The 12,544-nt window shown below is 61.7% G+C and carries 9 protein-coding genes; 6 read left to right on the top strand and 3 right to left on the bottom strand.

Going from position 1 to position 12,544, the window contains the following annotated elements:
* Window positions 1-39: 39 nt before the first annotated feature.
* From AC1DUP_RS23440 to AC1DUP_RS23415, 6 genes are all read left to right on the top strand, one after another.
* Window positions 40-603, top strand: coding sequence for a hypothetical protein (locus tag AC1DUP_RS23440; protein ID WP_477834796.1), 564 nt, complete (start codon window positions 40-42; stop codon window positions 601-603).
* 240 nt (window positions 604-843) lie between these two features.
* Window positions 844-1,479, top strand: a complete 636-nt coding sequence (locus AC1DUP_RS23435; RefSeq protein ID WP_113310937.1) for a phage connector family protein — start codon at window positions 844-846, stop codon at window positions 1,477-1,479.
* Window positions 1,472-3,571, top strand: a complete 2,100-nt coding sequence (locus AC1DUP_RS23430; RefSeq protein ID WP_477834794.1) for a phage tail protein — start codon at window positions 1,472-1,474, stop codon at window positions 3,569-3,571. The genes AC1DUP_RS23435 and AC1DUP_RS23430 overlap by 8 nt, the downstream gene beginning before the upstream one ends.
* Before the next feature lie 52 nt (window positions 3,572-3,623).
* A complete protein-coding gene (locus tag AC1DUP_RS23425) occupies window positions 3,624-4,046 on the top strand; it encodes a hypothetical protein (RefSeq protein ID WP_477834792.1) in 423 nt (140 codons plus the stop codon).
* The gene (locus AC1DUP_RS23420; protein ID WP_113310940.1) at window positions 4,039-4,551 is read left to right on the top strand and encodes a virion core protein, T7 gp14 family; all 513 of its coding nucleotides are present in this window, start codon (window positions 4,039-4,041) and stop codon (window positions 4,549-4,551) included. The genes AC1DUP_RS23425 and AC1DUP_RS23420 overlap by 8 nt, the downstream gene beginning before the upstream one ends.
* 8 nt (window positions 4,552-4,559) lie before the next feature.
* Window positions 4,560-7,094: a hypothetical protein gene (locus tag AC1DUP_RS23415; protein WP_477834790.1), complete on the top strand. Its 2,535-nt coding sequence runs from the start codon at window positions 4,560-4,562 to the stop codon at window positions 7,092-7,094.
* Window positions 7,095-7,185: 91 nt separating this feature from the next.
* On the opposite strand, the gene AC1DUP_RS23410 is transcribed toward AC1DUP_RS23415, so the two are convergent.
* From AC1DUP_RS23410 to AC1DUP_RS23400, 3 genes are read right to left on the bottom strand one after another with little or no spacing between them, the layout of a single operon-like run.
* Complete coding sequence (locus AC1DUP_RS23410; RefSeq protein WP_477834788.1) at window positions 7,186-8,442, bottom strand: hypothetical protein; 1,257 nt, start codon at window positions 8,440-8,442, stop codon at window positions 7,186-7,188.
* Window positions 8,443-8,458: 16 nt separating this feature from the next.
* A complete protein-coding gene (locus tag AC1DUP_RS23405; protein WP_113310943.1) occupies window positions 8,459-10,045 on the bottom strand; it encodes a CHAT domain-containing protein in 1,587 nt (528 codons plus the stop codon).
* A 15-nt stretch (window positions 10,046-10,060) separates the two neighbouring features.
* Entirely contained in the window at window positions 10,061-12,388 is a 2,328-nt protein-coding gene (locus AC1DUP_RS23400) for a PAS domain-containing protein (protein WP_477834786.1), read from the bottom strand.
* Between the last annotated feature and the right edge of the window lie 156 nt (window positions 12,389-12,544).

The raw sequence follows: 12,544 nt of genomic DNA, 5'->3' as shown, positions 1-12,544 counted from the left end.
TGCCATGCAACCTGCATGTGGGGTTAGGGGCGAATATAGATGTTGTCATTGCTTTTCAATTTTCACGGCATGTCAGTTGCAATGCTTTTCTCGACGACTGTTCTTCTTCCGACGTCAAGAATTGCCGTAGACAAATGGGCGGAAACACTCTTTCCCGACCCTGTCAATTGCGCCTTTGCCGAGGGCGGACTTTCCTACAATGCCGACGACAAGGAAATGCTCATCAACAACCTCGCCCTGCCCGACGCGACCAGGCAAAGCCTGAAGGCCATGGAAAGCAGGATATCGGCGACCTGCATCTCGAACGAAGGACCAGCGGTGGTGGTCAACACGGTCGGGGAATATTTCGGAAGCCGGTTCAACCAGTTCAGCCTGCCGATCTACGCCCTGAATGCCGGCGGCGGCTGCATGTCGGATTTCTATTACAGCTTCTCCTTTCCGGAAACGGCAAAGACGGTGCATGACAATATCCTGCAGCGTACCGGCAAGGATGTGACGGTCATTTCCGGACCTGGCCAGAACCGGTATTTCGAAGACAACGGCTGGATCACCGACTATGGCACCTACAGCAAGTACACCTGCAGTATGATTGGCGACTCCTGATAGGTGGGAGCCAGCCAATGCCGTTTGGGCGAAACGATTCTGGGAGGGACAAAGTTGTGGCACCGTCTCGCTCTCCCGATAGGTCAAGGATGTGGAAAACGGTCGCGGCACGTTAAGTTCCCCACGCCGGCGGCTTTGGGGCGGGCTCTTCTGTTCGCGTCGTCACGGTGAAGGTGTAGCGCCACTTCACCCCAACAACCATCCCCACGCTAGCCCTAGCCCAACTCAAGAGGTTGGTTCATGGCTACTGTCGTCTCTATCTGCAATCTCGCCCTTTCCAATATCGGCAAGGACAATATCAACGATCTCACCGAAAAGAGCGCCGAAGCGCGCGCCTGCAATCAGTTCTATGCGCAGACGCGCGATGTGCTGCTGCAGTCCTTTTCCTGGCAGGCCGCCGGCAAGACGCTGTCGCTGGGCGAACTGGAGAATGACAAGCCGGGGGTCTGGCGCCATTCCTATGCGCGGCCGGCCGATTGCCTGCAGATCCGCTGGATCCGGCCGCGTTATTCCACCGATGCCGCCGCGACGCCCGAAGCGCTGAACCCCGATCTCGACGAGGCCGGGCGCGAGCTGCAGTACCCTTACGCGCTCGAAGGCGACAGGCTCTATTGCGATCTCTCGCCGGTGCTCCTGCGCTATACCTGCCGCCTGACCGACCCGACGAAATATTCGCCGCTCTTCGTCGAAGCGCTCTCCTGGCATCTGGCCGTGCGGCTTGCCATGCCGCTGACGCGCGATCCGAAAATTCGCGCCGATGCGATGGCGATTGCCCAGAGCACGCGGGCCGCCGCCGAACAGGCCGAGGCCAATCAGGTGAGGCACACGAGCGAGAATTTCGTCAGCGAACTGATTGCGGTGCGCGCCCATGGCTGATTTTCGCGCTTACCAGCCCTCCTTCACCGCAGGCGAGCTTTCGCCGGCACTTGGCGCCCGCGTCGATCTCACCAAGTATCAAAGCGGCTTGCGCACGGCGCTGAATGTCTTCGTGCACCCGCATGGCGGCGTGTCGAACCGGGCCGGGCTGCAATTCATCCACGAGATCAAGGACAGCACGAAACAGGCCCGGCTGATCCGCTTCCAGTTCAATACCGAGCAGACCTATATCCTGGAATTCGGCCACCAATATATCCGCATCTTCCGCGATGGCGGGCTGGTGCTGACCGGCGCCGCTCCCTACGAGGTCGTGACCGCCTATACGGCAGCGGACGTGCAGGATCTGGTCTTCGTGCAGGAAGCCGATGTGCTCTATCTCTGCCACGTCAATCACCCCGTGCGAAAGCTCGGGCGGCTGGCCGACAATAACTGGACGCTGACGACGGTCCTGTTCAAGCCGCTGATCAATCCGCCGGCGGGCACGCCTTCGGTCACCAAGCCCGGTGATACATCAGGCAAGCCCGGCTATGTGGCAACCACATACCGCTACTGCATTTCTTCCGTCGCCGACAGCGGCGAGGAAAGCCTGCCCTCCAATGCCGGCGCCACCGTCAACGACCTCGCCATCCAGGGCGGCATCAACCGTGTCGCCTGGGCCGCCGTCACGGGCGCGGCGCGCTACATCGTCTATCGCGATGATAACGGCATCTTCGGCTATGTCGGCGGCACGACCGGCCTCACCTTCGATGACGAGAACATCACGCCCGACCTCTCAGACACGCCGCAAACCGGCCGCAACCCCTTCAATGCGGCGGGCAATTATCCGCGCTGTGTGACCTTCATCGAGCAGCGGCTCGCCTTCGCCTCGACCTCCAGCGATCCGCAGGCCGTCTGRCTCAGCCAATCCGCCAATTACGAAAATTTCAGCGTCTCCTCGCCCGCCAAGGCAAGCGATGCCGTGACCTTCCGCATCCGCGCCCGGCAGGTGAACGAGATCCGCTCGATGATCTCGGTGCGCGGCCTGCTGCTGCTGACATCGGGTTCCGAATGGATCGTCACCGGCGGCTCGACCGCGGATGCGATTTCGCCCTCCGCCATCAAGCTCGATAACCAGGGCTATCGTGGCGCCGCCAAGGTGCAGCCGATCGTCGTCGGCAATACTGTGCTCTTTGCCCAGCGCCTTGGCGGCGTGGTGCGCGATTTCTCCTATGACTATACGCAGGACAGCTATGTCGGGAAGGACCTGACCATCCTTGCCCGCCACCTTTTCAAGGGCCGCGAGATATCAGCCTGGGATTATGCGCAGGCGCCCGACTCCGTGGTCTGGGTCGTGCTCGACGACGGCGCACTGGTGTCGCTCACCTACATGAAGGAGCAGGATGTCTGGGCCTGGACCCGCCATGAAAGCGGCCCCGGCAATGACGCCTTCTTCGAGGATGTGACCGTCATCGAGGAGAATGGCGAGGATGTGCCCTATTTCATCGTGCGCCGCACGGTCAATGGCACCCGGAAACGCTATATCGAGCGGCTGCACAGCCGCGCCTTCGACGCTGTCGAGGATGCCTTCTTCGTCGATTGCGGACTGACTTATCAGGGTCCGCCCGCCGCGACCATCACCGGACTTGGTCATCTCGAGGGTCAAGCCGTCGTGGCGCTTGCCGACGGCAATGTGGTGCGCAATCTGACCGTCAGCGGTGGCAGCGTGCGGCTGCAGAACGCCGCTTCGAAAATCCATATCGGCCTGCCGGTGACGGCGGCCATCGAAACGCTCGATCTCGATGTCGGCCAGGTGCAGGGCCTCGGCACCGTGCAGGGCCGCACCAAATCCGTCTCCGAAGTGACCTTCCGGGTGGAAAACACCCGCGGCATCTTCACCGGGCCGCAGGATGGCGAACGCGACAGCAATGTGCTGGTGGAATACAAGCAGCGCCGCAACGAAAACTGGAACGAGGCGATCAGCCTCTATACCGGCGATCTCACCATCACCCCCTATTGGGACTGGAACACCAGCGGCGCCATGTGGGTGAAACAGTTCGACCCGCTGCCGATGACGATCCTCTCCATCATGCCGGATGTCACCCTTGGCCGCTGAGATCGCGATCATGCCGGCGAGGCCCGACCATATCAGAGAGATTGCTGCGCGAATGCGGGCCGCCGACCGCGACGAAGTCTTCGCCGCCTCGGGCCGCTCGCCGATCTCGGCGCTCTCCTTCTCCTACCGCCACTCGTCGCTCGCCTGGACCGCGTTTTTCGATGGCCGGCCCGAGGTGATGTGGGGTGTCGGCGATATCAACATCCTCACCGGCATCGGCGCGCCCTGGCTGCTCGGCACGGATGCGGTGGAGGAAAACTTCCGTGCCTTTCTTCGGATCTCACGTGATTGGCCTGCTCAACTGTTGAGCCGTTATGCCGTGATCAGAAACTTCGTGGATGCGCGCAACACGGTCTCCCTGCGCTGGCTCGAATGGCTGGGCTTCCGGCTTTTCGAGCCTGTGGAGATCAACGGGCATCCATTCCGGCTCTTCGAAATGGGCCAACTCTTTGAAATGGGAGAGACCGATGTGTGATCTTGGTCTTGCACTGACATTGGGCTCGACGCTTCTCGGCGCAGCCGGTCAGGTGCAGCAGGCAAAGGCGACCAGCGAGGCGAACAAATACAACGCCCAGGTCGCCGAAATGAATGCCCAGATTGCCGACAAGCAGGCAAAGGACGCGATCGAACGCGGCAAGCAGGAAGAGCAACAGAAGCGCCTGCAGACCTCGCAACTCGAAGGCCGCCAGCGCGCGGCGATGGCCGCAAACGGCGTCGACCTCACCTTCGGCTCACCGCTCGATACGATCGTCGACACGGCTAAAATGGGCGAGATCGATGCGTTGAACGTGCGCACCAATGCCTATCGCGAAGCCTATGGCTACAGGATGCAGGGCACCAACCAGCTGGCGAGCGCCAAGCTCGACCGCATGCGCGCCGATGCCGCCGTCAAGGGTGGCTACCTCGATGCCGTAGGAACGATCCTCGGCGGCTCGGGCAAGGTTTATACGCAGGGCCAGGCCCTCGGCTATTTCAAGTGAGGTGATGAATGCCGACCGTTCCAACCTATCAGGATACGCAGCAGCACGTAGCACTTCGCCCGGAATATACCGAGGGCTTCACGGTCAAGGCTGATGCCGAGGCCTTCGGCGCCGCCATCGGCCGCGGCATGCAGAATGCCGCCACCGGCCTCGGCACGCTGGCCGATGCCGTCGTGACGGTCGAAGAGCTGGACAATGCCAACGCCGCCAAGGATCGCCAAACGAAATTGGGCGACTGGCAGCGCGAGGCGCTTCATGGCAAGAACGGCTTCCTGACGCTGACCGGCCGCGCCGCCGTTGAGGGCCGCGCCGCCTTCGAAAAGCTCGCCGAGCAGAAACGCGCCGAATTTGGCAAGGGCCTGAGGCCCGGTGCGGCGCGCGCCTATGAGGAGGCCACCCGCAGCAGCATGAGCACCCTGCTGGACAGCACGATCCGCCACACATTCGACCAGCGCAAGGCCTGGTTTGCCGAGACATCCCAAAAGAGCATCAAGTCCTCGGCCGAGGATGCCGTCGCCGTCTATAACGACCCGGCCAAGGTCACCGCCGCCATTCACAAAGGCATCACCGAGATCGAGCATCAGGGCCGCATGCAGGGCTGGAGCAAGGAAAAGCTCGCCCGGGAGAGCGCGCAATATGTCTCCGACACGACGAAGAAAGTCGTGCTGCGAATGGCGAACGAAAGCCCCATCAAGGCCGAGCAATATGCCAGAACGGCCCCCGGCCTGCTGCCCGCCGACCAGACCGAACTGCTGAAATCACTGGAACCTGCCGTCACCAACGAGAAGGGCAAGCGCAACGCCGCCGACATCATCGCCGGCCTTCCCCCGACCTATACCGGCGCGCCGGACACAGGCGCTTCGCCCGGTTCGGCGCAGGCCGAGCCCCAGGCGGCCGACGGCGAGACAGATAACCGCCAGCCCGCCGGCGCAGGCACAAAATCCAGTGGCCGACAGGCCGGCAGCCTCGAGGTAAAGGACGCCGGCGACAGCACCGCGGGCACCCGTCCGGCCAATTCGCCGACGACAGCATCTCAAACCGCAGTCTCACAGAACACGGCCTCGCAGACCACCGGCGCTCAGACCGCTGCCCCTCCGGCCCCTTCCCGCCAGCCGAGTGGCCCCGAAGATTTCCGCACCGTCGCAGGCACGCTCGCCTTCCCCGGCAAGGCGAAGGACGACGTGGCACTCGCAGGTTTCRTGAAAAACGCCGCCGGCCCCTCGGTAGATCCCTCGCTCAAGCCTTGGCTGGCTACGCTTGCCACACGCGTTCTGCGCGCAGCAGCCCCTGCCGGCACCGCCATCGAAGCCGCGACGCTCGCATCCAAAGCCTTCTTGCGCTTCGGCCTGCCGACCGAAACGCCCCGCCCGGGCGACCTCGTCGTCCTCGGCACGGCACAGCAGGCCGGCACCACGAGCGGCACTCGCAACAGCAACAACAACAACAACGAAGACAAGGGCCATATCGGCTTCTTCCGTGGCTACGATGCCGACGGCAATATTCTCGTGCTCGGCCCCGATCCCAGACGTGCGGGCGAAACCGCGCTGACCGCCCATGCTGCAAATCAGGTCATCGGCTTCCGCACATCCGGCATCGTCGACGAGAAGACGATGAACCTGCCGAACTACAACCCCGACGGCCTTGCAGCGATCGACGAGGGCCTGAACGGGATCACCGATCCCAGCCTGCGCGCCGCCACTGCCGCGCAGCTGGAATCCTATTGCATCTCGCAGAAAAAGGCGGTGGACGCGAACCGCGTACAGATGCAGGAATGGGCCAACAACCAGGTGATCGCCGACCCCAACTTCGACCCGAGGGCACTGCCGGTCCACATCCGCCAGGCCATTGGCCCCACAGGCATGTCGACGCTTCTCGACTACAAGGAAAAAGTCCGCGCCTACGGCCAGCCGACCACCGATCTTCACACCCTCTACGATCTGCAGATGCAGTTCGCCAACGACCCCGCCGCCTTCGCGCAGATCGACGCCTTCCAGTATCGCGCAAAACTCTCCGACAAGGACTGGGAAAAGGTCACCGGCTGGCAACAGATGGCTGCAACCAACCAGCGCAAGGCACGCCTCGAAAGCCTCGACCTCACCACCGCCTTCGAACTCGCCCGCCCGCAGCTCGAAGGTCTCGGCCTCCTGAACAACGCCGGCTTCCTCTCATCGAGTGAAGCCCCCCGCCGCGCTGCCCTGTTCCAGACCATGCTGGTGGACCAGATGGACGAGTTCAAAACGATCAACAACGGCCAGAACCCGCAGCAAAGCGACGTCCAGAAAATGATCAACCGCCTGCTCCTGCCGATCGTCATCAGCATGCCCAGCCACGGCCGCGGGCTGCCGGCAAGCGAGACCTCAGGCTACATCTTCGAAGCCAACAGCCGCGCCAACGACGCCAGTTTCGATATTGCGGTGCAGTACGAGGATATTCCGCGGGATCTCAGGATGGCGATCGAGGCGGATCTGACGAAGCCGGGCAAGCCGAGGCCGACACGCAAGCAGATTGAGGATGGATATGAAGCATTTATTCTCAATCGTTAATGTACGATATGAGGATATGCGGCTGCTGGGCGGTGCCCGGCAGCTGCTCAGCCGGGGCCTTGATTGAACCTCTCTGGCCGATGAGGTCAGGCTAACTCGCCAGGACAGCCTGGACGATCCGATCGGACACGTGCCCTGTCGGCTGCTCCGCGAGCGACGGAAATAATTCGGAAGCACGCTTCCAGACGGTTGATCCCGATCTCAGCTCGTCTTTCTGTTTTTCATTGAGGTCCTGGCCGTCGCCACCGACGAGAGCCTCATAGATCGTCGGAAACTCTGCGACCGCGCTCATCACACTGTCCAGTTCGCCGCCGCGCGATGCACCCGCCGTCGCTACCTCGACGCCGAAGACCTGCGCCGCCTTTTGATATTCCACCAGATAGCCCGCAATGAGCGCGTCGCGATCCCGCGGGATCAGCTGCGCCGATCCGTAGACGGCGCGCTGCAATTTCTTGAAGGCATTGGCCGCAGCGCTCGGATCGCCGCCGAAACCCTCGATCACCTCCTGCCAGAGAGAACCGAACAGATCCGGCGCCGTGCCCGTGGTTTCCACCAGTGAATCGAGCCTCTGCACGCTGACCAGGCAATAGTCGAACTCCGTGACCAGCCTGGAAACCGGATCCGCGCCATGGCGAAGCCTTCCCTTCGAAACGAAGAGCTTGCCCTTGAGGGGCGTATCCTCCGGTGCGTTTGACACGAGGAGATAGCCGCTGTTGCGCAGCAGGTTTCCATGCAGCGCCTCGACCGCCGGCGTGACCTCCTTCACGCCCAGCAGGGAGGTAAATCCGTCATAAACTTTTTCGGCCACCGCCAGCGCCGGCGACAGCGCCCCGCCGAAAGCCTGGCTGATGGTTCCCATCACATTCAAGAGCGTCTTTGCAATATCGTCGCCCGGAACGGCATAGACGCCGATAAAGGCTTCCACATTGGCCTGGGAAACCGGCGTCGGCGGAATGATTTCGATATCGCGAAGCTCGACCCAGCCCGACTGGGGTTTGTCCTCGTCACCGGCATCCGGCTGCGTCAACTGCAGTTTTTGCCTGATCGTGTCAGGCCCGAGCGAGAAAGGCACCGTCTCCCGCTTGCCGCCGCGGTTGAACTCCGCAAGGCAGACGCAGAGCGGCAGCACCTTTTGCGCATAACGCCGCGAGTCCGTGAGATGCAGGCCCGCCAGCCGAAGCGCGAAATAGCACCCGCCCGGCTCGAACGCCCGGCCGTCGACCCGTGCAGGCAGATCGTCATGCGTGACGCGATCATTCTCGAACCATTCGACCAGACGCGGCTGGCTGGGCGCCGAGCGGATCTTGTCGATGGATTGCTTGAAGCCGAGCAGAGTCGTTAACGACACGGTCTCCTCCTTGGGATCATACGGTCCACTCCTCATTCTGGGCGAGCAGCATGGGGGACGCAAAGGTTGGGCTCCTCGGATAATTCGTCCGGGTCAGGCTGACAGCATGGTGAAAGGCGCGCGCCATCGCGATGTTCTTGGCGAGCTCCTGATGGAGGCATTGGGTAAAGTAGGAGGCCTCCTGATCGTCCACTTCCCAGCGGAACCCGATCACGGCCGGGATACCGGCCTGCGCCAGCCTGAAGACCGCATCGGGCGAACTGCTCTGGCACGATGACAGCACGACGAGCCGCAGCTGGGATTCTCTCGCCCAGCGCGCAAACGCGCCGATCTCGAGCATCGCCAGTTTGCCCGGCGCGGATCCGGGCAAAACCAGGAAGACGGTGCCATCGTCGGCACGAACGCTGTGCCCGGCAAAATGCAGGATCTGCCACGGCGCATCCTGCAGCGGCGCGGCCATCTTTTCCCGCAGCTGCGTCAATGCATCCAGCGGACCGGCCTGCAGCAAAAGCAGCTCCGGATGCGGCAGCTCGGCCTCTTCCCGGGCGGTCCTTATGCCTTCGAATTCCGCGTCGAGCGCTGCAAGCTTGGGCAGCACCAACTGTGGCCTGCCGCCGAACTTCACGCCCGGCAGTTCCTGCACCCCATGCGCATCCGACTTCACGAACAGGACGGGGCCGGAAAAAGACTGCGCGCTGGCCAGAGGTGTGGCGATCAACGATTCCTTCTGCAGGCAGATGCGGCGCGCTACCGGAGAAAGAAACCGGACGAAATTCTCCTTGGGCTGATCGTAGAGCAGCTCGAACGGAACGTAGACAAAGGGATGGGAGGGATTTGCCGCGTCGGTCAGAAGGCTGAAGCGGACATGAATATTGTCCAGCGTACCGACATAGTTCAGGCACTCGACGATCCCCTTGCGGATTTCTTCGGCCGAATAGGCGAGCTCGTCCGACAGGTCCTCGCCGGTTTCCTTGAAAATCAGATCCCAGTCGTCGACATAGCGGGCCGGCGCTGTGCCGGCCCGGCGCCGCAGTTCCCATGTCGAGAATTTCTGGTTCAGCTGCGTCAGCTTGTTGCGCCCGGTCCAGGCGCGCGTCATCTCCATGATGGTGCCCTTGCCGCTTGCAGCAACCACGACACGGATGCTCGTCGCGCCGATTTCGAGTTCGACCGTCCCGCTCGGCGCGGTGGCCGTCGGGACGGACCGGTATTTCCTGCGCGACTCCCTGAGGCGCGTCAGCGTCTCGCCGATCCTGTCGGCCGTGTCCTGCGAGATGATGGCCGTTGTTTCGTAGCGGCTGGCAATTCGCGCAAGTGAATCATAGGGATGCGGGGCCCATAACAGAATGGGAATGTGCCCGTCGCTCTGGCGCACAGCGCTCATGATGTCCACGGCATCGAGCGCCGCACGCTCGGCACTCTCTCCATGCACAGGCATGGCGCCGATGAGAATGCCGTCGAACGCTCCCTTCTTGCTTGCCACCGCTACGACCGCGTCATTTCCCGTCTCTGCACCAACGGTGCTGATCTCAATCGAGCTCAATTCGATATCAAGGGCTTGATTCCAGCTCTTGTCGGGCGAAACGACCAGTAGGCATGTCATCGGCTTATCCTCGATTCAGGTCGGGCTGATCGGCAGGCGCACAATCACCCGCCATTCCCCGTTGGAACCAATGCCCTGTTGAATTTCTCCGTTATGCGCTTCGACCACGACCCGGATCACACCCAGACCGTGCCCTGACAATGCGTGTGCCCTGGACTCCGCATAGGCGATCTGGTCCCGGCCGCCATCGCCTCCATCCACCTCGTCAACTTCGCTTTCAATTGTCGCCATGCTTGCGATCGCGTGCTGGAGGACGACTTCGATCTCGGCAACGGCGCCATTGGCGGTCAGTCGGGCTCGCAACAGATTGTCCGCACTGCTGATGGACAAGGGATATCCCAGCAGCGAGCGAAGAGCGAAGGAAAGCCGCTCCGGATCGCCGCCGACCAGCAGCGGACCGTCGGGCACATCAAGGGTCAGCGTAGCGGCTTCGTTGGCAGGCAGTGCGTCACGGAACCGGAGGAGTTCTGCTGTCAGATCCAGTTCGCTCGTGCGCCGTCTCGGCTGTGAGATGACGTCATAGACGCTTGCCACTCTTTCATATGGAATCTTCGCCATCGTGAGGCAGCGCAGCGCCTGCTCCACCGACAAGTAGGCCGGCCCGGCGGCATCCATGCCGGCGAGTGACCGTTTCAAGAGGGCTGCTGCAAGCATCAGGTTGCCATGCGCCTGTCCCATGACAGTCTGCACCGCCATCTCCATATATTTGAGGGAGCCGACCCATGCAGCATTTTCGACATCACCCAGAAGCCATACGTGCCGATGGAATGCGTCGTCATGATAGGACGCCCCGGCCATCGCCGGACGCTCGATGCCGTCAGGCCCGATAAGGCGCAGATGCTCGCCCGACGCGGGGATAGATCCGGAAGCAATTGCTTCCTGGCTGGCCCGATCGGCTCCATAGGCCTCCAGATGAGCGTACCGGTCCGCCTCCGGCAGCGGCAGCGGAACATCTCTCATGAGACCCAGCAATCTGCGCGCCGCCTTGTTTGCGCGCTCGATGCGCGTACCTTCGCCCAGGACAACGACGCCCTGGTCGACAAGGTCCAGCAACACGGAACCGAGCCGTGCCTCGAACCAGAGCTGCAGCGCGCGTTCGATTTCCTCAACGAGATGTTTCAGCGCCTCCTGCTCCGGCGGCGGGAAGGCGTCGAGCTGCGTCGACTCCAGATCGAGTATCCATTCGATCTCGACGGATGTTTCCCTCATCAATCGAAGCGGCAGGCACATGGCCGATGCAGCAGCCTCCGCAGCTTGCTTATAACCGAACGGCGGCGGCTTAGTGCGGACATCGCGCGCGTACAGGGCTTTTCCCTCGCTCAGCACATGGCCAAGCATTCCCTGATCCAGCTTCTGGACAAATCCGTCCTCGACCTTCAGGGACTTCTCCGTGTCATATTGCGCGACGATCTCGAATTGTCCGCGGGCGCGATTGACGCGAAACAGGCCCACATATTCGAGCTCGAACCCTTCGCCGATCATGCGCACGCAGTCATTCGCCAGGGGGCGCGGCAGGGCGCGGGGTGTGAACAGCGCCGAGATTGCCCTTGCCCGGGTCACCGTGCGCCGCTCGAAAGCCTCGCCTATCAGCCGCAGGACGAGTTCCAGGCGAAAACTGTTCAAATATTTCTGTTCCGTGTCCCCGAAAGGTCCAGGCTCCGTTTTCGCACGGCGCCCAAGCGTCAGCGAGGCCGCAACGCGGCCGCCGTCCATGCGCATGGCAGAGACGTAACTTTCGATGCCCCGCTTGCTATATTCCTGGGAAACCGGATTTTCCTGCAGCGCCCTGGCTTCGGGATTTTTCTCGTAATAATCCTCGAGACTGGAAATCGAGATATTGGCCCCCTCCGTCCTGTCCATCAGGATCGTGGGGATTTCCATCCAGCGGGCCGGCCACGGAAACTCGGCATCGCCATCCATGGCAAATCGACCGCGGATCAGGGTCATGTCTTTCCTGGGGCTCGTATAGGATTCGATATAGGTGAAGACGTCGAAGGCGAGATAGCTACGCAGGATCCTGCGCACCTCGCGCAGCATTTGCACGGGATCGCCGCCGGCGGCGCAGCAGGCATCGAACATCTCAACCGACGCATTCCGACCGGCTTCGTCGGCGCTCTTGCTGACGAATGCCTCCAGCATGGTGGCGGAATCCGGCAACTGAGAATGAACATGCTCCTTGGCCAGGCTCAGACTTTCCCAATCAAGCTTTGGTGTTGCGAGCATGCCGGCGACGTCATGGGCAAGAATGTCCCAATCGCCTGTTCCGGATGCAGCTTGCGAAASGGCCGATACAAGTTCATTCGACCCCGGCGCCGTTATATTGTCGCTGGAAGACTTTGACATGGGTTAGCCCGCCAATACTATTCACAGGAACTACATCAGCGAGCTAAAATTTCTATCACAACTGCAGGAAGAAGAATAGCCTGTTTATTTATTCGAAACTCCAAATGATGGTAGTCAGGTCAACTGATGACTGACAAGGAATAAATACCGCTCGGT

Source organism: Rhizobium sp. 01L419 (assembly GCF_056400025.1).
Note: the sequence above shows the minus strand (reverse complement) of the source record. Positions and strands in the feature narration are given on the sequence as shown.

Excerpts from the sequence above, each read along its gene's own strand:
- AC1DUP_RS23440 (WP_477834796.1), top strand. The coding sequence starts at position 40 with ATGTTGTCATTGCTTTTCAATTTTCACGGCATGTCAGTTGCAATGCTT.
- AC1DUP_RS23435 (WP_113310937.1), top strand. The coding sequence starts at position 844 with ATGGCTACTGTCGTCTCTATCTGCAATCTCGCCCTTTCCAATATCGGC.
- AC1DUP_RS23425 (WP_477834792.1), top strand. The coding sequence starts at position 3,624 with ATGCGGGCCGCCGACCGCGACGAAGTCTTCGCCGCCTCGGGCCGCTCG.
- AC1DUP_RS23420 (WP_113310940.1), top strand. The coding sequence starts at position 4,039 with ATGTGTGATCTTGGTCTTGCACTGACATTGGGCTCGACGCTTCTCGGC.
- AC1DUP_RS23405 (WP_113310943.1), bottom strand. The coding sequence starts at position 10,045 with ATGACATGCCTACTGGTCGTTTCGCCCGACAAGAGCTGGAATCAAGCC.